This window comes from Gluconacetobacter diazotrophicus PA1 5, from assembly GCF_000021325.1.
GTDB classification, from domain to species: Bacteria; Pseudomonadota; Alphaproteobacteria; order Acetobacterales; family Acetobacteraceae; genus Gluconacetobacter; species Gluconacetobacter diazotrophicus.
Window position 1 is genome coordinate 198,666 of record NC_011365.1, and the last position, 20,949, is coordinate 219,614.

A 20,949-nucleotide genomic window follows, 5' to 3' on the forward strand; every position below is an offset into this window, starting at 1 on the left:
GAGTATGGCCCGCCGCCGTCAGCTCTACGAAGGAAAAGCCAAGATCCTCTTCGAGGGTCCGGAACCCGGGACGCTGGTCCAGTATTTCAAGGACGACGCGACCGCCGGCAACGGCGCGAAGAAGGGGATCATCACCGGCAAGGGTGTGCTGAACAACCGCATCAGCGAACATCTGATGCTGCGCCTGCACGACATCGGAATCCCGACCCACTTCATCCGCCGCCTGAACATGCGCGAGCAGTTGATCCGCGAAGTGGAGATCATTCCGCTGGAGGTCGTGGTGCGCAACGTCGCCGCCGGCAGCCTGGCCAAGCGGCTGGGCATTCCCGAGGGCACGCGCCTGCCGCGCACGATCATCGAATACTACTACAAGAACGACAGCCTGAACGACCCGATGGTCAGCGAGGAGCACATCACCGCCTTCGGCTGGGCCTGCACGCACGACCTGGACGACATGGTGGCGCTGACCATGCGCACGAACGATTTCCTGTCGGGCCTGTTCGTCGGCATCGGCATCACGCTGGTCGATTTTAAGCTGGAATTCGGCCGGCTGTGGGAAGGCGAGGACATGCGCATCGTCCTGGCCGACGAGATTTCGCCCGACAATTGCCGCCTGTGGGACGCCAAGACCAGCGAGAAGCTGGACAAGGACCGGTTCCGCCGCGACATGGGCCGCGTCGAGGAAGCGTATCAGGAAGTGGCATGGCGGCTGGGCATCCTGCCCGAGGCCACGAATTCCGACATGAAGGGACCGGAGGTAATGCAATGAAGGTACGCGTGACGGTCATGCTGAAGGACGGCGTGCTGGACCCGCAGGGCAAGGCCGTGGCCCATGCGCTGCATGTCCTGGGCTTCGGTGGCGTGGGCGAGGTCCGCATCGGCCGCGTGATCGAACTGGAACTGGACGAGACCGATCCCGCCGCCGCGCGCGAGAAGGCCGATGCCATGGCGCGCGGCCTGCTGGCCAACCTGGTGATCGAGGATTTCGTGACCGAGGTCGTGGCATGACGGCCCGGCGTTCCGTTTTCCTGCTGGCCGCCGCCCTGGCCGCTGGTAGTGCCGTCGCCAGCCTGCCGTCCAGCGCGATGGCGCAGCGCGTCTCGACCCTGAAGGGCGGGCGGTTCCTGGAGTTCTGCAGCCGGGCGCCCAGCGTCGCGATCTGCGACGCGTACCTGTCGGGTCTGGCGGATGCGGTGGCCCTGACGCACGTCTATGACAAGAACCAGGGCGACAAGACCACGCCCACGGGTTTCTGCATCGCCCCGGGGGCGACCAGTGCCGAGATGCGCGGCCATGTGGTGACCTGGCTGCATGGGCATAGCGACCAGTTGTCCAAGCCGGTCGGCGAACTGGTCTTCACGGCGCTGCACGAATCCTATCCCTGCGGTGGCGGCAAATGAAGGCCGGCATCGTCGTCTTCCCGGGGACGAACCGGGAGAGGGACATGGCGATCGCGCTGCGCAGCGTGACCGGCCGCGCACCGGCCATGATCTGGCATCGTGATACCGACCTGCCGGACCTGGACCTGGTGGTGCTGGCCGGCGGGTTCAGCTACGGCGATTACCTGCGCTGCGGTGCCATGGCGGCCCACGCCCCGATCATGGCGGCCGTCCGCCGCTTCGCCGAGGCCGGGGGGCATATCCTGGGGGTCTGCAACGGCTTCCAGATCCTGACGGAGACCGGATTGCTGCCCGGCGCGCTGCTGCGCAACGCGGCGCTGCGCTTCCTGTCGCAGGATTGCCATCTGCGCGTCGAACGCAACGACACGCCCTTTACCCGCCGCTGGCAGGTGGGTGACGTGTTCCGTACCCCGATGGCGCATGGCGACGGCAACTACATCGCCGACGACGCGACGATCCACGCGCTGGAAGACGAGGGCCGCGTGGCCTTCCGCTATGCCCGGCCCGACGGGCGGGTGGATGCGGGCGACCGGCAGACGAACCCGAACGGCAGCGTGAACGCGATTGCCGGCGTATTCAGCGCCAACCTGCGGATCTGCGGCATGATGCCGCACCCCGAGGACCTGGTGGACCCGCTGATGGGCGGCGAGGACGGAAAACCCCTGTTCGAGGGGCTGGTGGAGGCTCTGGTCCGATGAGCAGCGAAAAGGGACAGCGACCTGTCGATCAGGACCTGGCGAAGGAATTCGGGCTGACCGCGGAAGAATACGGCAACGTCCTGTCGATCATGGGCCGCACGCCCTCGCTGACCGAACTGGGCATCTTTTCGGTCATGTGGTCGGAGCATTGTTCGTACAAATCGTCGCGCGTATGGCTGAAGACGCTGCCGACCACGGCGCCGTGGGTGATCCACGGACCGGGCGAGAATGCCGGCGTCGTCGATATCGGCCAGGGCCTGGCAGCCATCTTCAAGATGGAAAGCCATAACCATCCGTCGTTCATCGAACCCTACCAGGGGGCGGCGACCGGCGTGGGCGGCATCCTGCGCGACGTGTTCACCATGGGCGCGCGACCGGTGGCGAACCTGAACGCCCTGCGCTTCGGCAGTCCCGAAAACCCGCAGACCCGTCGCATCATCGACGGCGTGGTGCGCGGCGTGGGCGGATACGGCAATTGCGTCGGGGTGCCGACCGTGGGCGGGGAAATCAATTTCCACCCGTCCTATGACGGCAATCCGCTGGTCAACGCCATGACGGTGGGCATCGCCCGCCAGGACCGGATCTTCCTTTCCGCCGCGGCGGGGGTGGGCAATCCGGTGATCTATGTCGGGTCCAAGACCGGGCGCGACGGCATCCATGGCGCCACCATGTCCTCGTCCGAATTCGACGAGGACGCGCTGGCCAAGCGCCCCACCGTGCAGGTCGGCGACCCGTTCGTGGAAAAGTTGCTGATCGAGGCCTGCCTGGAACTGATGGCCACCGACGCCATCGTGGCGATCCAGGACATGGGCGCCGCCGGCCTGACCTCGTCTTCGGTCGAGATGGCGGGCAAGGGCGGGGTCGGCATCGACCTGGACCTGGATGCCGTGCCGCAGCGCGAACGCGGCATGACGGCGTACGAGATGATGCTCTCGGAAAGCCAGGAGCGCATGCTGATCGTCATCCGTCCCGACCGGACGGACGTCGCGCGCGCGATCTTCGAGAAGTGGGAACTGGATTTCGCGGTCATCGGCCACCTGACCGAGACCGGCCATATCGTCGTGCGCCACCAGGGCCGCGTCGAGGCCGATATTCCGCTGGACCCGCTGGCGGACCAGGCGCCGATCTATCGCCGCCCGACCGCCCCCGCGCCCGTCCCGGCGCCGCTGGGCCCGCTGACCGACCCTGTCGGGATCGAGCAGGCGCTGATCCGGCTGATCGGCTGCCCGGACCTGGCCTCGCGCGCGTGGGTGTGGAACCAGTACGACAGCACGGTGGGCGGCCAGACCGTCAAGCGCCCCGGCGGGGCCGACGCCGCGATCGTCAAGATCGAGGACACGTCGCTGGGCCTGGCGCTGACCACCGACTGTACTCCGCGCTATTGCCGCGCCGACGCCCGCCTGGGCGGGGCGCAGGCGGTGGCCGAGGCCTGGCGCAACATCGTCGCGACCGGCGCGCGCCCCCTGGCGGTGACCGACAACCTCAATTTCGGATCACCCGAGAAGCCCGAGGTTATGGGCCAGTTCGTCGCGGCGATCGAGGGGATGGGCGAGGCCTGCCGCGCGCTGGACTTCCCGGTCGTCAGCGGCAACGTCTCGCTCTACAACGAAACCCGCGCGCCGGACGGGTCCTCGGTCTCGATCCTGCCCACGCCCGCCATCGGCGGCCTGGGGGTGCTGGAAGACGTGACGAAGGCCGTCGGGCTGGCGATGCCGGCGGACTGCATCCTGGTCCTGGTCGGTACCACGCGGGGCGAGATGGGCCAGTCGCTGTGGCTGCGCGAGATCCATGGCCGCGAGGACGGGCCGCCGCCGGCGCTGGACCTGGCGGCGGAACGGCGGAATGGCGATTTCGTCCGCGGGCAGATCCAGGACGGCCATGTCGTGGCCTGTCATGACGTCGCGGATGGCGGGCTGCTGGTCACGCTGGCCGAGATGGTCATGGCCGGCGATGTCGGCTGCGTCCTGTCGGCGCCGCAATCGGGCATCCGCCCCGAGGCCTTCTGGTTCGGCGAGGATCAGTCACGATATGTTGTGGCGGTTCGCGATGCCGACGCCTTTACCCTTGCCGCCACGGGGGCAGGGGTCGAAACGCGGGTGCTGGGCCGGTCGGGCGGCGACGGTTTGACTTTGCCCAGTGGCGCCACAATATCGACAGCGCGGTTGAATGCAGTCAATTCGGCGTTCTTTCCTGCCTTGATGGACCGCTAGAACTAACGCGCACAGGAGTACTGCCGATGGCGATGACGGCACAGGAAATAGAGACCTATATCCGGACGGCCCTGCCGGATGCCTCGATCAGCATCGAGGACCTGGCGGGGGACGGTGATCATTACGCCTGCACCGTCGTCAGCGAAGCCTTTCGCGGCCTGTCCCGCGTGCGGCAGCATCAGGTTGTCTATGCGGCCCTGCAGGGTCATATGGGTGGCAAGCTGCATGCCCTGGCATTGCAGACCAACGTTCCCGAACGGTAATCGGACCGGACTACGACGCAACGCGGTCGCCGGCGGCCGCCTTTCTGACAGGATCGAACCATGGCTGACACCATCACGCAGCGTATTCAGAACGACATCGATACCAACCCCGTCATGCTGTACATGAAGGGTACCGCCCAGTTCCCGCAGTGCGGGTTCTCGGCCAAGGTGGTGAAGATCCTGAACCACCTGGGCGTGCCGTTCCAGGCGGCCAATGTCCTGGAAGATGCGGAACTGCGCCAGGGGGTCAAGGATTTCACCAACTGGCCGACCGTGCCGCAGCTCTACGTCAAGGGCGAGTTCATCGGCGGCTGCGACATCGTCAGCGAAATGTTCCAGACCGGCGAACTGGAAAAGCTGTTCGTGGAAAAGGGCATCGTGACGGCTTCGGCCTGACGCGCATCGGCCTTCCCGATAAAAGGCGGCCCGGATCGTTGATCCGGGCCGTTTTTTTATGCTCGTGCTCATTGCGGCCCTTGTCGCGGGCCCGGCCTTTCGCTTAGCCTTGGAAGATCGGGGTTGGTGATGAGGACAATGATGTTTCGGGTCGCAATCAGGAAAGCCGCTCTCAGCCTGCTCGGAACCGGGATGGCGCTGCTGGCCGTCGGCACGACGTCCGCGCACGCGCAGCATATGGTCACGGATATCGAGGCCGGGCGCCTGACCCTGGATGCGCTGACCGCCCCGCCGCCGCCGGTCCGGCATATCGTCTATCGCCGCGCCGTCCGCACCGCGCCGGTCCATGCCTATCGCACCGCCCTGGCGTCCGGCACGCACGGCCTAGGCACGCATGGCCTGGTCCGCAACGTGGTCTATCATCCCGCCCATGCCGCGTCGTCCGGCCGTCATGTCGCGCACAAGGGCCGTCACCGGACCTGACGCAGGGCAGGGCGGGCCTGCCCGCCGTCATTCCATCCTGAAGGCATCCGTGATGTGGTGCACGGCGTCGCCTGCCGTAACCAGAAGCACGTCAAAACGCATTTCGTCATAAATCCAGCCGGGATGGGCGGCGCACAGCCAGGCCGCCGCATTCATCAGCCGCCGCATCTGGGCGCGTCCCAAGCTTTCGGCCGCCGCGGTGTAGTGGGGGCGGCACTTGACCTCGCAAAACACGATCATGGCGCCCCGTTGCGCGACCAGGTCGATTTCCCCCCAACGGGTACGGGCCCGATGCATCAGGATCGTCCAGCCGTGCTCCTGCAACCACGCGCCCGCGACCTGTTCTGCCTGCAAGCCGCGCTGATAGGACGCGGCGCCGCGCACCCGGCGGCGCGTGGGTTCCACCATCATCCCGTCATCCTCGCGGCTTGACCGCATCGTCATCCTTTCGCACCGTTTTCCCCGTCATATCAGGGATCGACATGATTTCATGCTGCTGACGTACTGGCATACCGTTCTTTTGCTCGTGTTGCTGTCGCGCGTGGTCGTCGCGCTCAGCGTGGCAGTGCATGTCCTGCTGAACAAGCGCGATGTCGGGGCCGCGATCGGCTGGATCGGCATCTCGATTCTGATGCCGTTCACGGGCGGGGTGCTGTACGCCATGTTCGGCATCAATCGCGTGCATCGCCGCGCGCGCAAGCTGATCGGGCGGTCGTCCTGGCACAGCCGGACCCTGTCCTCACGCTGGAAACGCGCCGAGCAGGGTCATTTCGCGCCGCTGTCCAACATGGTCGGCAAGCTGACCGGCCGCCCGTTGATGAGCGGCAACGGCATTTGCATGCTCCATGACGGGGACCAGGCCTATCCCCAGATGCTCGACGCCATCGGGGGCGCCACCAGCAGCGTACTGCTGTCGTCCTACATCTTTCGTGGTGACGATGCCGGGGACCGGTTCATCGCCGCCCTGATCGGCGCCCATCAGCGGGGTATCGCGGTGCGCGTCCTGGTCGACGGGGTCGGCAGCGGCTATTTCCGCTGCCCCGTGACGCATGCGCTGCACCGGGCCGGGGTTCCCGTGGGGCGGTTCATGCATTCCCTGCTACCGTGGCGCATGCCGTTCATCAACATGCGCAACCACAAGAAGATCCTGGTGGTGGACGGGCAACTTGGCTTCATGGGCGGCCTGAATATCGGTGCGGAAAACGTGGTCGCCAGCCATCCCGCCCATCCGGTATCGGACACGCATTTCCGGGTCGAGGGCCCGATCGTGCATCAATTGACCGAAGCCTTCGCCCAAGACTGGTCCTTTACCACGGGCGAGGACCTGCCGGTCGACCCGTTCTTCCCCGAGGTCAGCCAGCATGGAGATATCCTGGCCCGGATCGTCACCGCCGGCCCCGATTCCGACCTGGAGAAGATCGAATTCACCATGCTGCAGGCCATTACCATGGCGCGGCATTCGGTCCGGCTGATGACGCCCTATTTCCTGCCGGGCGAGCGGTTCCTGACGGAACTGGCGCTGGCCGCCCTGCGCGGGATCGAGGTGGATATCGTCATTCCCGGGCGCAGCAACCACACGCTGATCGACTGGGCGCGGTCGGCCAACCTGCCGCGCTTCCTCGATTCAGGCTGCCGGGTGTGGCGGGCCAGTCCGCCTTTCAACCATTCCAAGCTGATGGTGGTGGACCAGCACTGGGCCTTCGTCGGCAGTTCCAATCTGGACGTGCGCAGCCTGCGGCTGAATTTCGAGATCAACCTGGAAGCGTACGACGACGCGATGGCCGGGCTGATCGACGCGTTCATCATCCGGCATCGGCATGAACGCCTGACGCATCACGACCTGGACCGGCGCATACTGCCGATACGCCTGCGCGATGCGGGGGCGCGGCTGTTCCTGCCCTATTTGTAGCCCGATCGTTCCAGCCTGACCGTGATGGGACAATGGTCGGACGTGTAATTGTCCAGGACGCGGGCCTCGGTGCAGCTCAGGCCGCGCACCAGGCAGCGGTCGATCCGGATCGGGACCATGTCGACCATCCGGTGGGTAGGCGCGCGCGGCCCGACATCGCGGAAATGGGGCATCAATGTCGGCCCCACCAAGTTGAAATCCCCCAGCACGGCGGCGTGGGCCGGCAGGATTTCACCCAGCCGCCGCAACTGCCGCCGGTTCATGATCTGGCCGTGCGAGAGATGGACGTTGGCGACGGTGAAGGCGAAGGACGCGCATTCGATCATCTGCGCCACCCGCCGCACCAGCGGACCCGACGGCAGGGTGCAGGTCAGCGGCTGGCGGCGAAAGGGGCTGGGGCTCCAGCACGCCACGCCGTGGATACGGCCGGGCAGAGGGGAGCGCGCGTAATGACCGCCGATCAGGTGGGGCAGAGCGTCGAAATCCGACGTCGCTTCCTGCATCAGCAGCAGGTCGGGGCGTTCCTGTTCGATCAGATGGATGACGTCGCGCGGCGAGGCGCCGACCAGCCGCAGCAGGTTCCAGCTGACGATCTTGCGTTCCGAACCGCCGGCATTCGCCGGCAGGTGCGCCGGTCGCGGCCGCTGCCCGGGCCGCAGGTGCGGCGCCGAGGGGGGATAGGGGCGGACGATGCTCATGGTTCTATGAAATTCTCCTGTATCGGGGTGGCATTCCCCGTATGGCCCGATCCGTTGGCCGCGAATTCCGCCGTCAGCGTATAGCCCACGCCCAGCAGCACCGGCCCCAGGAAGATCCCCAGCCCCCCGAAGGTCCATACCCCGCCCAGGACCCCCAGAACCGTCAGCAGGTAGGGCAGTTGCGCGCCCCGGGAAATGAACATCGGCCGGATGATGTGATCGGCGCCCGATATGATCAGGACCCCATACACGACCAGGAAGATTCCCCAGCCGGGATGGTGCGTCAGGATCAGCGCCAGCGCCCCCGGAATCCATATCAGGGGCGCGCCGATCGGCAGGACGGCCACGCAGGCGGTGATCAGGCCGAACAATACCGGTTCGGGCAGGCCGGTCAGCGCGAACCCCAGGCCGGTCAGCACGCCCTGCACGATCGCGGTGCCCAGGATGCCGTACACCGTGCCCCGGATGGTGCGGCCGATGATGCTGAGGATCCGGTCGGCATAGGACCCGGCGATACGCCGGATCACCGCCGAGAACGTGCCGCCCAGCGAATCCCCCCCCAGCCAGAAGAAGAAGGCGATGAACAGCGCCATGCCCAGATGCACCAGTCCGCTGGCCACCTGCATCAGCCCGGCCAGCATCGACTGCGCGATGCTGCCGGTATAGGGCAGCAGCATCCGTTCCGCATGGCCCAGGTCGGTGGCCCATTGCGTCCAGATCTTTGCCAGGTCGGGACCGAAATGGGGAATCCGCGCCAGCCAGGGCGGCGGGGCGGGCAGGTGGATCAGCCGCGCCAGCGTTTCGGCCAGGCCTTCGAACGTGCCGGGCAGGTCGGCGATGCTGGTGCTGACCACGACCGCCAGGGGCAGGGCCACGACCAGCGCGGACAGGACGGTCATGCCGATGGCGGCGGTCACCGGGCCGGTGCGCCGGCGCAGGCGGATGAAGAGCGGCCATGTGGCGAAGGTCAGGATCGCCGCCCACAGCAGCGCGGACATGAAGGGATAGAGGATGGCACCACAGCCGAAGGCCACCCCGCCCAGCAAAAGCCCCATCATGATGCGTTCGGCCATACGCTCCCGCCATAGCTCGCGGCGCCGGAGAGCATCCGGCATCGTGCGATGATGTGGCAGAGCGCCCTGACGGTAAAGGCCTACCCGGGAGCGGGCGCCATCACATGATAGGCCCGGTTGATCCGTGCGGGGCCGCTCCGGTAATGACAGGGGCTGTACCGGCCGCCGGGGACGTCCCCGGACCACGGAACCGTGAAGGGATTCCTGCCATGCATCCGCTGATTTCGCCGGCCCAGCTACAGGAGCGCCTGGCCGCGCCCGACCTGGTGGTCCTGGACGCCACGATGGCATTGCCGGGCGAAACGTTCGATCCCGCCCGGTGCTTCGCGCAGGCTCATATTCCCGGCGCCCGCCGGTTCGATATCGAGCTGTTCTCGGACCCGGATTCCCCGCTGCCGCACATGATCCCGACCCAGGCGCGGTTCGAGCATCTGGCGCGGGGCCTGGGCCTGTCGGACGGGGCGCACGTCGTCTTCTACGACCAGGGCAATGCGGCCTCGGCCGCGCGGGGGTGGTGGCTTGCCGGCCTGTTCGGGCTGGACCGGGTCCAGGTGCTGGATGGCGGACTGCCCGCCTGGCAGCGCGCCGGCGGCCCGGTCGAGCAAGGTGAGGAAGGACCTGCGGCGGCAGGGGGATTCCGTGCCGCACCGCGCTTTGCCCGGGTCAGCGGCCTGGGCGACATGCGGGCCCACGTGGGGCGGGGCGACCGGCTGATCCTGGACGCCCGAGCGCAGGCCCGCTTTGCCGGAACGGCGGCCGAACCGCGTCCGGGCCTGGCGTCGGGCCATATGCCCGGGGCACGCAACCTGCCGTTCGGCACGCTGCTCGATGCCAATCGCGCGTTCCTGCCGCCCGCGGCGCTGCGCGATCGCTTCGCCCATGTGGGCGTGACCGATGGGCGGCCGGTCGTCACCACCTGCGGCTCCGGCGTATCGGCCGCGGTGCTGTCCCTGGGGCTGGCCATCTGCGGGCGAACCGGCGACTCGCTTTATGACGGATCGTGGGCCGAATGGGGGTCCACCCCGGGCGCGCCGGTGGAAACGGGCGAGGGCACATCCCCATGACCGACCGTCAGGCCCTGCATCATGCCGTCTCCCGCGGCTGGCGCCATATGGGCACCACGCTGGTCCATCTGGCGCGCGACCTGCCGCCGGCGGCGGAGGGCACGCTGGTCAACCCGGCCTCCACGCGCGGATCGACGGTGCTGTTCCCCACCGTCGCGGACATGAACCGCAACGGCACGCGGCGCTATGATCACGAACTGATCTATGGTGCCATGGGCACGCCCATCCAGCACCAGCTGGAATCCGCGATCGCGGCGCTGGAGGGTGCGCGCCATACGCAGGTGGTCTCGTCCGGCCTGGCCGCGTGCTCCACGCCGCTGCTGGCCTTCCTGGGCAAGAATGGCCATTGCCTGATCCCGGATTCGGTCTATGGCCCGACCCGCCGCTTCGCCAATACCGTCCTGCGCCGCTTCGGGGTCGAGACGACCTATTACCCCCCCATGATCGACGCGGACGGGCTGCGCGCCGCCATGCGGCCGAACACGCAGGTCGTCTTCGCCGAAAGCCCGGGCAGCCATACGTTCGAGGTCCAGGACATCCGCATGATCGCGGACATCGCGCACGAGCACGGCGCGCGGATGATGCTGGACAATACCTGGGGCATCGGCGTGTTCCAGCCGTTCGACCATGGGGTCGATATCTCGATCCAGGCGCTGACCAAATATCCGGCCGGCCATTCGGACAGCATCATCGGCGCGGTATCCGTCGCCGACGAACAGGACTGGCAGGCCCTGCGCGATACCAGCATCCAACTGGGGCAGGTGGCGGGCCCCGACGATTGCTGGCTGACCCTGCGCGGGCTGCGGACCATGGGGGCGCGGCTGGAGCGGCAATCCCGCGCCGCGATCGACATCGCCCTGTGGCTGTCCGACCGGCCCGAGGTGGCGCGCGTGCTGCATCCCGCCCTGCCGTCCTGTCCGGGACACGAGATATGGCGGCGCGATTATACCGGGGCGTCGGCGCTGTTCGGCGTGGTCTTCCAGCCGGAATACGACGCGGCCGCGATGACGGCGATGATCGATTCCCTGGCCCTGTTCGGAATCGGTGCCTCCTGGGGCGGATATGAAAGCCTGGTCCTGCCGACCACGGGCGGCATTACCCGGTCCTGCCCGCCCGGCGAGGAATGCGGCCCGCAGACCGGCCCGGCCTGCCGCCTGCATATCGGACTGGAAAACCCCGAGGACCTGATCGCGGACCTGTCGGCCGGGCTGGAGGTGCTGGCCGGCGGGGCCGTGTACGGGGCATAGGGCGAAACCGGTATCGAGGCCGCTTTTGCGCGACTGGCTGTGATGACGTTGAAGCCCAAGGACACGTTCTCTCAATATAAAACTAAAATAAAGTATCCGATAAGCATAGAATAACATGAAAGCCGTTTAATATATATTATGCCAATTCGTATAAATAATGGGTATATACTCCAAGAGTAGGTCGATCAATAAATAATATATTTTTGACAATTACCGTCGGCCAGGCTTGCGTGGCCGGTCGTCCCAGATCGCCGACCATGTTGGCGACCTGGAGGGGCAGGGGTGGTGAGGCGCAGGGCTGTCAAATCCCGGGATAAAGCCGCGTCCCCACGACACGCGCGATGCCAGCGAAGGCCGTGCGGAATTGCTGCTGCGTTGGCGATCCGCCTCGCGTGTAGACGCACAGGATGATCGGGACATCGCGTTCGGGCCAGACCACTGCGATGTCTCCGGCGGCATCGCGGCCGTTATTGCCCGTTTTGTCACCGATGACCCAATGGGGCGGAAGGCCGGCGCGCAACCGGTCGTCACCGGTTCGGCACCCGACCAGCCATCGCGTGAAGATGGCCCGCGATGCGTCGGACAGAACCCGCCCGAGAACAAGAGACCGCATTATCGTGGCCATGGACGCGGGCGTAGTCGTGTTTCGTACGCCGCCGGGCGGGGTGCGATTCAGATAGGGTTCTGGGTCGTCAAGGCGCGTTTCCCGGTCCCCGATCCCGCGCCAGAATGCCGTCAGCGCCGATGGACCGCCGATACGGGCGAGGAGAATATTGGCGCAGGTATTGTCGCTTTGCTCGACCGCCGCCTGGCACATGTCGCCGACCGACATCGCGCCCCTGGCCAGGTTCGCCTTTGCCACGGGGGCATACCAATCCTGTATATCGCTGGCGCTGTAGGGAATGATGTCCTCCAGCCTGTCGCGACCGCGATCGACGCGCGACAGCACGCAGGCGGCAAGGGACGCCTTGACCGTGCTGCACATGACGAAGCGTTCCCGTGCCCTCCAGGTCAGCTTCGCGCCTGTCTTCACATTTTCCGCATACAGACCGATGTGCCCCCCGGTGCCGTTTTCATAGTCCGAGATCACAGAAGGCGGGGCAGGCCGGGCAAGGGACGGCGAGGCGAGAAAGGTCGAACCGCCCCATAGAAAATGGCGTCTTTTCATAAGACGCTAACGCCGGTCTGGCCGGCGCAGGCGATAGCTGACGGCCTCGGCGACGTGGGGCTGGCCGGTCTCCTCATCTCCCGCCAGGTCGGCGATCGTCCGTGCGACGCGTAGCAGGCGCGTGAATCCGCGCGCCGACAGGCGCAGCCGGTCGGCGGCGCGCACCGCATAATCGCGCGCCGCCGTGCTGGTGGGGAACAGGTCAGGCGGGGCTTCGGCGTTGGTCAGCCCGTCCTGGCGCGCGGTCTGCCGCGTGCGGGCGACGGCGACGCGGGCGGCGACGGCGGCACTGTTTTCGCCGGTCGGCAGGCCGGCCAATTCGGCCGGCGAGACCGGTTCGACATGCACGGCCATGTCCATCCGGTCCAGCATGGGGCCGGAAATGCGCGACAGATATTCCTCGCCGCAGCGGGGCGCCTTGCGGCATTCCTGCGACGCATCCCCCAGATAGCCGCACCGGCAGGGATTCATTGCCGCGACGAGCTGGAAGCGGGCAGGGTAGGTGACATGCGCCGAGGCCCGCGCCACCGTGATGGTACCCGTTTCGATCGGCTGGCGCAGGGCCTCCAGCGCGGCGCGGGAAAATTCCGGCAGTTCGTCCAGGAACAGCACCCCGCGATGGGCCAGGCTGACCTCGCCGGGCCGGATGCGGTTGCCGTTGCCGCCGCCCACCAGCGCGATCTGGCTGGTCGAATGATGCGGGTCGCGAAAGGGCGGACGAAAGACCGGCAGGCCCATCGGCAGGTGCCCGGAAATACTGTGGATGCGGCTGATCTCCAGGATCTCGGTGCTGGTCAGGTCGGGCAGGAGCGAGGGGAGGCGGGCCGCCAGCATCGACTTGCCGGCGCCGGGTGGCCCGGTCATCAGCAGGGAATGCGCCCCCGCCGCCGCGATTTCCAGCGCGCGCCGGGCGGTTTCCATGCCGCGCACGTCCGCGAGGTCCGGCCCCGTTCCGATGGATTCGACCGGCAGGCGCTCGGGAAGTTCGACCGGCGGCAGGACCTGTTCCCCGGTCATGTGGTTCACCAGCGCCAGCAGGGAGTCGGGGGCGAGGATGTCCAGGCCGTCACCGGCCCAGCGGGCCTCGTGCCCCTGTTGCGCGCCGCAGATCAGGCCGCGCGACTGGTCCACCGCGCACAGCGCCGCCGGCAGGACGCCGGGCACGGGATTGATCCGTCCGTCCAGGGACAGTTCGCCGATGGCCGCGAAGCGGCCGCTTTCCTCGGACGGGACCACGCCCATCGCCGTCAGCAGAGCCAGCGCGATCGGCAGGTCGAAATGCGACCCTTCCTTGACGATGTTGGCGGGGGCCAGATTGACGACGATCCGCTTGGCCGGCAGCGTCAGCCCCATGGCGGACAGCGCGGCGCGGACCCGTTCCCGCGCCTCGGCCACCGCCTTGTCGGCCAGGCCCACGATCAGGAAGGACGGCAGCCCCGACGCCAGTTGCACCTCGACCCGGACAGGGATCGCGTCGATACCGGAAAAGGCGAACCCCAGCACGCAGGAGATGGTCATGCAGTCCCAATCGTCGGAAAAACCCCGTATGCACCTGTTGTAGCCGAGAAACCGCAACGCGAAACCCCGGCGGCGCGATGATCGTCCTCCTCCATCCCGCACACTGCCACGCGCAGTCTTGTTGGCATAATATATATTATACGATACTCCTGTGTGGGCGGGCCCGGGAGGCCCACCCACGAGTGTCACACTTCCGTCCGGCGCCTGCCCCGCGAAAGTCGCCGCCCAACTGATGGCGACTGCCCGCGTCGCGACAACAAGTTCTTGCTGACAGGGATACATATGTTGTGTATGCACAACATGATCAAGGATTGACTGGATGCATAACCGGATTGCGATGTTTCGTGCGGAGCGCGGTCTGACACGGCGTGCCCTGGCCGAGGCGGTCGAGGTCAATCCTCAGACCATCGGCTATCTGGAGCGCGGCGACTACAAGCCGAGCCTGGAACTGGCCCTGAAGATTTGCCGCGTCCTGGGTGTCGAGGTGGACATGGTGTTCTCGCTGGAACCGTTCGAATCCGTTGCGGAACAGATGCGGCGTGCGATGAGGAACGGTTCATGATGTATCGTGGGTACGTATAGATGGTCCCCGTCAATCCGTGGTCGACGCCCGACCGCTCGATCGCGGCGTTCCTGGATGTTCCGGCGAAAGCCTTCGCACAGGGCATGGACCGGATCGGCATGCCGGTCCTCGCAGACAATCCGGACATGAAGCGCGATCCCGCGTCCGTCCGTTATCGCTGGCGGCCTGCCCTGATCCTGTTGCTGACAATCGTCAATCTGACCTGGCTGTCGATAAGCCCGCATCCCTCTCCGTTACTGTTCATGTATGTCCAGATCGGTCTCTCAGGATGGTTGAGCGGACTCGTCTACAAATTCGCGCAGGCTCTGGGTCCCGTCTTCGAATGGGACGAGCGCCAGCAGGCGCTTGCAGGTGCCGCGCGGGAGAAAGGACTGATGGGGGCGCTATTGCTGACATATACCGGATTAGGCGTTCTGCTTTGGCAACTCCTCGCGGCCGCGCAACGCCGGGTAGATTTCCTGCTGCCCCGCCTTGCGACAGAAATAATATTACTCCTGACGGCGACAGTCATCGTCTACCAATGCATCCGGCTGCTCTACCTTTCTTGGGCGGATCGTTCCCTTCCCGATCCAGAATAAAACCGACCGGCACTTTGACTTTTTTGACCTGAGCGGAGAGGCTTGGGAAACGTCATGCAGCTGATTGGGATCGAAACCAATGGAAGCGGCCCTTTATATCAGGCGGGCGAAGCCTGATGATTGCGCGCTGATATTCGCGATACACAAGGATTCCGTCCTCGGTCTTTGCGCATCGCATTACTCCGACACGCAGATGTCCGCGTGGTTCGAAGGACGCGCATCGGACGATTATACGACGGCAGTGGAACTGGGCAGTTGCTGGATCGCCTATAAAGCGGACGATCCCGTCGGATTTTTAGGCCTGTTCGCGAACCGCATTTCCATGATTTTCGTGCAGAGTGCCGCCTCCGGCCAGGGGATTGGCACGATTCTGCTTCACTTCGCCCTGGATCGGATCAGGGAAGCTGGAAACAGTTCCGCAATTCTTGACGCGACACTGAACGCGCAGGGATTTTACGAGAAATACGGCTTCAGGAAAGTCGCGGACAGCCACCTGGTCCGGCCGTCCGGCATGAAGATCGAAACGGTCGTCATGGAGCGGTCCATTCGCTCGCCACCGCGTGGGCGAAATCGCGATAGGACCGTGGCGGATGGCCGAGCAATGTCGTGAGGCGGTCGATCTGCGCTGCCGTCGCCGTCGCGCCGTCCTGTTGATAGCGGCGGAACATGAGCTTCAGGTCATAGGCCTGCCAGGCCGGCGCGAACGCCCGCAGACGCTGTTCCATCGTATCCAGATCGTCGCCGCCATAGCGGATCGGACGATCCAGGATTTCGCTCCAGATCGCCGCGATCGCAGCACCGGTCAGCCCGTCCGGCCCGACCAGTTCATACGTCTCGCGCGGCAGCGGGGCGGCGGCCTCGCCGATGTCGCGCGTATCGACCATCGAGATGCCCTTGGTGCCGACCGGGCTGGCGTAGAGCCCCTGCGTCAGCAGCGCGTCCTTCTGCCGGACATCGTTCTGGAAGAAATAAGCCGGGCGCAGCACCGTGGCCGGCAGATCGCAATCCGCGATCATCCGCTCGACCGCGTATTTGCCGATGAAGTGGGGAACATCGGCATATTCCTCCCCCTTGAACACAGACAGATAGACGATGCCCTTCACGCCGGCCTCGCGCGCCACGTTCAGCGTCAGCATGGCCTGTGTCAGCTCGTCCGCGGCGTTCGGCGCCAGCAGGAACAGCGTGTCGACGCCGTCCATGGCGGCGCGCACGGAATCGATGTCGGACAGATCGCCTTTCACGGGGACGGTGCCGGCCGGTAGCCGGGCCGTGTCGGGTGCGCGCGTCAGGACGCGAACCTCCCCGCCCTGCCCATCCAGATAAGCCAGAACCTGGGAGCCGATCGTGCCCGTCCCCCCGATGACCAGGATCGTCATGTCACAGCCTCCTCATAGCCGGGTCGCGATGCGTGGCCCTGGCAGGAACGCCATGTGGTCATGATCGCCCCAAAAGCGGCATGGTTGCCCCGGGACTTGTCCTACAGCGAGGTTCCCTTCGCGGCCTCATCCACCGTCACGGTGCCCAGCCCCTCGATATCCTTCGTCAGCGAGGCAGGCTGTCTGGTCATACCAACTCCTGTTTGTTAAAACCCATGTGCCCATTGTCGTAGCCCGAGGGACATGATGCGCCAGGGCTGGTCGACGAGCTGGTTCCAGGCGTGGCAGCAGATATCGACGATGTCGTCGTAGGTGCGGAAGATCCGGTTCGACAGCCAGGTATTGCGCATGAACTGCCAGACGTTTTCCACCGGATTGAGTTCGGGCGAGCGTGGCGGGAGCGGCAGGATGGTGATGTTGGCGGGGATATCGAGTTTCGGGCTGGTATGCCACGCTGCCTGATCGACGATGAGGATAGCGTGAGCGCCCGGCGCTACGGCCTGCGAGATCTCGTCGAGATGCCGGTTCATGGCGTGGAGGTTGCACCAGGGCAGGACGAGGGCCGCTCCCTTGCCTAGCGCCGGACAGATCGCTCCGAAGATCCAGGCCGAACGTGTGCGCTGATCGGCAGGCGCGCGTGGACGGGTGCCGCGTCTGGCCCAGCGGCGCGTCAGCTTCGTTTTCTGGCCGACCCTCGCCTCGTCGCCCCACCAGAGTTCGATGGCCTTGCCGGGATGCCGGGCCCGGATCCCGGCCATGACGTCGGGGAAGCTTTTTTAAAAACGTCCTGGGCCTCGGGATCCTGGGCATGGTGCCGGGGGCGTCCCGTCAGAAGGCGGAAGTCGAGGCCCCGGATAACGGCGCTCAGCCGGCTGCGCGAAAGAGAGACGCCGAATTCCTCATAAAGCCATTGCCCCAGATCAGCCTGCCGCCAGCGCACCACCCCATGCACGGCAGCGATCGGGCCGTCCTCGATCCGGCGCATCAGCGCTTCCAACATGGCTGGTGTCAGGCGGGGAACGACACCGCCCCCATGATGATCCCGCACGCCATCCGGGCCCTCGGCGTTGAAACGCACCACCCAGTCCCGCACAATCTGCCGATCCGTCCCAGCCAGTCGTGCCGCGTCTCCGCGTGACGCACCATCGTAGATCGCCGCCAGCGCCAGAAGCCGACGCGCCTGGCCCGCATGCCTCGTTGTCCGCGCCAGAGCACGCAGTCCCGCCGCATCATAATCCTCACGCAACGCTAACGCCCCGCCCATTCGGATGCCTCCCGCCCGGTTCGGCATCCTGTGAATCACAGCTCGTTCCAGAACGATACCGTCAGGCAATCACATATGAGTCAGGGCGGACCGGAGTTGGTATCAGTTCCACGGCGCCGATGCCGCTGAGGTGGATGGACGCGCGTCCCGTCGGGCCGGCCGTGACATGCCCTGCCCCTTCGATATCGATATCGGCGTCCCTTACGACCATGTCCGACAGGTCGGCATGGGCCGCGCCGGCCACGTTCAGCGTGATCGCATCCGCCCTGCCATGGCCGACCACGTCGGCGGCCCCTTCCACGGTCAGGCGCAGATGATCCACCGCCACGTTCTGCAGGGTCAGCGATCCGGCGGAACGGACGGTCAACGCCTTCAATCCCGGCGCGGTCACGACGATCCGCAGGTGATGGATATGCCAGCTTCGGGTCGATTCATGATCCAGGTCGATCACGTCGTCATCCAGCGTGACCCGATCGATGGCCCGTTTCGGGCCGCTGACGGTGATGCTGGATGTCGGCCCCTGCGTATAGACGATGGTGGCCGGCAGTTCGAAGGTCAGCGCCTCGCCGCCCTTCCAGTCCAGGGTGCGCGATGCCATCGGTGACTGGGGCGCGTCCCCATCGTCATCGATCAATACGCCCAGATCGGGGACATGCCAGCCCATCGGCCCCCGGACGGAGGCGACCCCGAAACAGGCCATGGACAATGCAGCACCGCCCACGGCCACCAATATGATCCCGCGAATCATCGAGCCCTCCTGCGCGTATGGATTGATATCGCGCTATATTCGATTGTTTTTAAAACTTATTGCCCGTCAGGCATCTGCGGCGATCAGCCGATAGTGCGCACGCCCGTACCGGGCCAGGACATTGACCAGCCCGATGGTGAAGAGGATGCAGAACGCCACCAGGGATGCCCCGCCACTGAGCAGGCCCATGCTGAGCAACACCGCCTGCAACCGGTCGCCGGCGAAGCCCGGGAAATTTGTGATGATGGCGAACGGCAGCGCCAGGCTGCCCCCCAGGCAGATCCCCACGCCGGCGATGAAGAACGAGAAGACGGTGGTCACGGCCGCGACCAGAAGCGGCAGGACGATGAACAGGTCCAGTGCCGCCAGCCCCAATACGCCCACGATCACGCCCAGGGCGGAGGCCAGGCTGCGTTCGTCCTCCCACCGGCGCAAGCCGGCTTCGGCACGCAGTTCCCGCGCCAGGCGCGACGGATTGCCCAAGGCGGCGGCCACATCGGCCTCGCTACGGCCGGCGGCCAGGCCGGCATCGAAATGCCCTTCGTAATCGGCCATGATGTCGTCGATGGCAGGTCGCGGCATCCCCTTCAGGCCGGCCTTCAGGCGGCGGAGGAACGTTTGTCGCTCATTCATGGCGTCTTCTCCTGATCCTGCTCCAGGACGGCGGCGACAGAGCGCGTGAAATCGTTCCATGCAGCCTTTTGGGCATCCAGATTTTTCCGACCGCCTTCAGTCAGGCGGTAATATTTTCGCGGCGGGCCCGAGGACGATTCCACCAGATAGGTGGACACCAGCCCGTCCTTCTGCATGCGACGCATCAGCGGGTATATCGTACCCTCCCCCATATCGATCGCATCCGACAGACGGCTGGCGATGTCGTAGCCGTACGAGTCAGCGCGCGAGAGAAGCGCCAGGACGCAGAGTTCCAGCACCCCCTTTTTGAATTGGACAAGATTAGGGTCCACGGCGTGTCGATCCTCGGACCGGTCCCGCACCAACGCAGAACCTGTCTATGCAAGATAGCCATCATTAGATGGTTCCTTGCAATAGTCTTGTTGGGGGATACGATATTTTTTACGTCCCGATTCCTCCCCCTGCCGCAACCTGACAGGTGGGAAACATCGCAAGCGTGTCTGAAAAAACCGATTCCGGACAAAATATGTGGTGACGCTATGGTAGTTGCAGAATCCACGGTAGTTGCAGGATAGGTACAGCGTAGATATATTTACCGACAATACTTCCGATCAGGTCGCATTCCCGGTTCTATAGGTCATGCGTTTTGATCTCGATCATATTTTGACCGTCCTCTTCCAGCCTACGTTGCTTATCTCTTTCGCCGGCATCGGCGTGGGGGCGCGGTCCCACGACACGACGAGCGGCAAGCAGAGTACGACGGGCAGATTTTCGATGACGGCATTTTGCAAACCATCCTTCCCGACCATAGCGGCGTAATGCACTTCATCTCGGGACTTCCCCGCTCGGGCTCGACGCTGCTGGCGGCCATCCTGCGGCAGAATCCCCGCTTCACCGCGTCCATGAGCAGCCCTGTCTGCGGCCTGGTCCGCAAGCTGCTGGACGGGATGAGCGCGAATAACGAATTCGCGTCCTTCATCACCGACGAACAGCGCCGACGCATCCTGCGCGGGGTGTTCGAGAATTATTATGGCGACGATTTCACGTCCCGGACCGTGTTCGATACCAACCGGGCGTGGAGCAACTGCCTGCCTCTGCTGGGCGACCTGTTTCCCGGCTGCCGGGTCATCGCCTGCGTCCGCGACGTGCCCTGGATCCTCGACAGTATCGAACGGCTGGTCCGCCGGAACTGCCTGGCGGCGTCGGGCATGTTCAATTTCGATTCCGCCGGCTCGGTCTATACGCGGGCCGAGGCCGTGGCACGGGCCGACGGCATGCTGGGCTACGGCTACAACGCCCTGAAGGAAGCCTTCTATGGCGAGCAGACCGACCGGCTAATGCTGGTCCGTTACGAAACCCTGGTCCAGGACCCGCGACGGGTGCTGTCGGCGGTCTACGATTTCATCGGGGAAACGAATTTCGCCCACGACCTGAAGAATATCCGCTTCGACGCCGAAGCCTTCGACCGGCGCATGGGCACGCCGGGGCTGCATCAGATCCGTCCCGCCATCGGCTGGCAGCCGCGGCGGAACCTGCTGCCCCCCAACCTGATCGCCCGCTTCGCCGACGACGCGTTCTGGAACCACCCCAACGCCAACCCGAACGGGGTTCGGGTCATATGATCCGCCGCACCCTGGTCG

25 protein-coding genes are annotated in these 20,949 nt (G+C 65.5%); 15 read left to right on the top strand and 10 right to left on the bottom strand.

The features are described 5' to 3' along the window. The first annotated feature begins 4 nt into the window (after positions 1-4). The 8 genes from purC to GDIA_RS00965 all read left to right on the top strand — a co-directional run bounded on the left by purC (position 5) and on the right by GDIA_RS00965 (position 5,450). The gene (gene purC, locus GDIA_RS00930) at positions 5-769 is read left to right on the top strand and encodes a phosphoribosylaminoimidazolesuccinocarboxamide synthase (protein ID WP_012225610.1); all 765 of its coding nucleotides are present in this window, start codon (positions 5-7) and stop codon (positions 767-769) included. After that, entirely contained in the window at positions 766-1,008 is a 243-nt protein-coding gene (gene purS, locus GDIA_RS00935; protein WP_012225612.1) for a phosphoribosylformylglycinamidine synthase subunit PurS, read from the top strand. The genes purC and purS overlap by 4 nt, the downstream gene beginning before the upstream one ends. Further along, positions 1,005-1,400: a Rap1a/Tai family immunity protein gene (locus tag GDIA_RS00940; protein WP_012552995.1), complete on the top strand. Its 396-nt coding sequence runs from the start codon at positions 1,005-1,007 to the stop codon at positions 1,398-1,400. The genes purS and GDIA_RS00940 overlap by 4 nt, the downstream gene beginning before the upstream one ends. Further along, positions 1,397-2,098, top strand: a complete 702-nt coding sequence (gene purQ / locus GDIA_RS00945) for a phosphoribosylformylglycinamidine synthase subunit PurQ (RefSeq protein ID WP_012552996.1) — start codon at positions 1,397-1,399, stop codon at positions 2,096-2,098. Before GDIA_RS00940 ends, purQ begins: the two co-directional genes overlap by 4 nt. After that, the gene (gene purL / locus GDIA_RS00950; RefSeq protein WP_012552997.1) at positions 2,095-4,308 is read left to right on the top strand and encodes a phosphoribosylformylglycinamidine synthase subunit PurL; all 2,214 of its coding nucleotides are present in this window, start codon (positions 2,095-2,097) and stop codon (positions 4,306-4,308) included. Before purQ ends, purL begins: the two co-directional genes overlap by 4 nt. A 26-nt stretch (positions 4,309-4,334) precedes the next feature. Then, on the top strand, positions 4,335-4,571 hold the full coding sequence (locus tag GDIA_RS00955; RefSeq protein WP_012225620.1) for a BolA family protein: 237 nt from the start codon (positions 4,335-4,337) through the stop codon (positions 4,569-4,571). Between the two features lie 60 nt (positions 4,572-4,631). Next, positions 4,632-4,967 (top strand): Grx4 family monothiol glutaredoxin, encoded by a 336-nt coding sequence (gene grxD / locus GDIA_RS00960; RefSeq protein WP_012552998.1) that lies wholly within the window; start codon positions 4,632-4,634, stop codon positions 4,965-4,967. A gap of 138 nt (positions 4,968-5,105) precedes the next feature. After that, entirely contained in the window at positions 5,106-5,450 is a 345-nt protein-coding gene (locus GDIA_RS00965) for a hypothetical protein (protein ID WP_157864086.1), read from the top strand. A 27-nt stretch (positions 5,451-5,477) separates the two neighbouring features. On the opposite strand, the gene GDIA_RS00970 is transcribed toward GDIA_RS00965, so the two are convergent. After that, positions 5,478-5,861, bottom strand: coding sequence for a YraN family protein (locus GDIA_RS00970; RefSeq protein ID WP_012553000.1), 384 nt, complete (start codon positions 5,859-5,861; stop codon positions 5,478-5,480). 79 nt (positions 5,862-5,940) lie between these two features. On the opposite strand from GDIA_RS00970, the gene cls reads away from it, so the two are divergent. Next, positions 5,941-7,359, top strand: coding sequence for a cardiolipin synthase (gene cls, locus GDIA_RS00975; RefSeq protein ID WP_012553001.1), 1,419 nt, complete (start codon positions 5,941-5,943; stop codon positions 7,357-7,359). Here the strand turns inward: cls and GDIA_RS00980 are convergent. After that, entirely contained in the window at positions 7,350-8,057 is a 708-nt protein-coding gene (locus GDIA_RS00980) for an endonuclease/exonuclease/phosphatase family protein (protein WP_012225629.1), read from the bottom strand. The genes cls and GDIA_RS00980 overlap by 10 nt on opposite strands. After that, the gene (locus tag GDIA_RS00985; protein WP_012225631.1) at positions 8,054-9,130 is read right to left on the bottom strand and encodes an AI-2E family transporter; all 1,077 of its coding nucleotides are present in this window, start codon (positions 9,128-9,130) and stop codon (positions 8,054-8,056) included. Before GDIA_RS00985 ends, GDIA_RS00980 begins: the two co-directional genes overlap by 4 nt. 209 nt (positions 9,131-9,339) lie before the next feature. Between GDIA_RS00985 and GDIA_RS00990 the strand changes: the two genes are divergently transcribed. Together GDIA_RS00990 and metC are read left to right on the top strand one after the other, a co-directional pair. After that, positions 9,340-10,194, top strand: coding sequence for a sulfurtransferase (locus GDIA_RS00990; protein WP_012553002.1), 855 nt, complete (start codon positions 9,340-9,342; stop codon positions 10,192-10,194). After that, entirely contained in the window at positions 10,191-11,441 is a 1,251-nt protein-coding gene (metC, locus tag GDIA_RS00995) for a cystathionine beta-lyase (RefSeq protein WP_012225635.1), read from the top strand. Before GDIA_RS00990 ends, metC begins: the two co-directional genes overlap by 4 nt. Before the next feature lie 301 nt (positions 11,442-11,742). Here metC and bla read toward each other — a convergent pair whose 3' ends face one another. Both bla and GDIA_RS01005 read right to left on the bottom strand, forming a co-directional pair. Continuing rightward, on the bottom strand, positions 11,743-12,609 hold the full coding sequence (gene bla, locus GDIA_RS01000) for a class A beta-lactamase (RefSeq protein ID WP_012225639.1): 867 nt from the start codon (positions 12,607-12,609) through the stop codon (positions 11,743-11,745). A 6-nt stretch (positions 12,610-12,615) separates the two neighbouring features. Next, the gene (locus tag GDIA_RS01005) at positions 12,616-14,127 is read right to left on the bottom strand and encodes a YifB family Mg chelatase-like AAA ATPase (RefSeq protein WP_012553003.1); all 1,512 of its coding nucleotides are present in this window, start codon (positions 14,125-14,127) and stop codon (positions 12,616-12,618) included. A gap of 319 nt (positions 14,128-14,446) precedes the next feature. Here GDIA_RS01005 and GDIA_RS01010 point away from each other — a divergent pair, with 319 nt between their 5' ends. From GDIA_RS01010 to GDIA_RS01020, 3 genes are all read left to right on the top strand, one after another. Continuing rightward, positions 14,447-14,689: a helix-turn-helix transcriptional regulator gene (locus GDIA_RS01010; protein WP_012225643.1), complete on the top strand. Its 243-nt coding sequence runs from the start codon at positions 14,447-14,449 to the stop codon at positions 14,687-14,689. 20 nt (positions 14,690-14,709) lie between these two features. After that, positions 14,710-15,288, top strand: coding sequence for a hypothetical protein (locus GDIA_RS01015; protein WP_012225644.1), 579 nt, complete (start codon positions 14,710-14,712; stop codon positions 15,286-15,288). 79 nt (positions 15,289-15,367) lie between these two features. Then, entirely contained in the window at positions 15,368-15,898 is a 531-nt protein-coding gene (locus GDIA_RS01020; protein WP_012553004.1) for a GNAT family N-acetyltransferase, read from the top strand. Here GDIA_RS01020 and GDIA_RS01025 read toward each other — a convergent pair. The 5 genes from GDIA_RS01025 to GDIA_RS01050 all read right to left on the bottom strand — a co-directional run bounded on the left by GDIA_RS01025 (position 15,819) and on the right by GDIA_RS01050 (position 19,608). After that, on the bottom strand, positions 15,819-16,664 hold the full coding sequence (locus GDIA_RS01025; protein ID WP_012225646.1) for an SDR family oxidoreductase: 846 nt from the start codon (positions 16,662-16,664) through the stop codon (positions 15,819-15,821). The genes GDIA_RS01020 and GDIA_RS01025 overlap by 80 nt on opposite strands. 206 nt (positions 16,665-16,870) lie before the next feature. Continuing rightward, positions 16,871-17,928 (bottom strand): IS630-like element ISGdi4 family transposase gene (locus GDIA_RS18135; RefSeq protein ID WP_157864088.1). Its coding sequence is split into 2 segments (ribosomal slippage): positions 16,871-17,436 and positions 17,436-17,928, totalling 1,059 coding nucleotides; the frame shifts between segments, so codons are not numbered across the junction. A 61-nt stretch (positions 17,929-17,989) separates the two neighbouring features. Beyond that, the gene (locus tag GDIA_RS01040) at positions 17,990-18,676 is read right to left on the bottom strand and encodes a GIN domain-containing protein (protein WP_012553006.1); all 687 of its coding nucleotides are present in this window, start codon (positions 18,674-18,676) and stop codon (positions 17,990-17,992) included. A gap of 66 nt (positions 18,677-18,742) precedes the next feature. Beyond that, a complete protein-coding gene (locus GDIA_RS01045; protein WP_012225650.1) occupies positions 18,743-19,309 on the bottom strand; it encodes a DUF1700 domain-containing protein in 567 nt (188 codons plus the stop codon). After that, positions 19,306-19,608: a PadR family transcriptional regulator gene (locus GDIA_RS01050; protein WP_244410159.1), complete on the bottom strand. Its 303-nt coding sequence runs from the start codon at positions 19,606-19,608 to the stop codon at positions 19,306-19,308. Before GDIA_RS01050 ends, GDIA_RS01045 begins: the two co-directional genes overlap by 4 nt. A gap of 486 nt (positions 19,609-20,094) precedes the next feature. Here GDIA_RS01050 and GDIA_RS01060 point away from each other — a divergent pair, with 486 nt between their 5' ends. Next, positions 20,095-20,931 carry a sulfotransferase family protein gene (locus GDIA_RS01060; RefSeq protein WP_012225658.1) on the top strand — a complete coding sequence of 279 codons (837 nt, stop codon included), beginning with the start codon at positions 20,095-20,097 and terminating at the stop codon, positions 20,929-20,931. Positions 20,932-20,949: the final 18 nt, after the last annotated feature.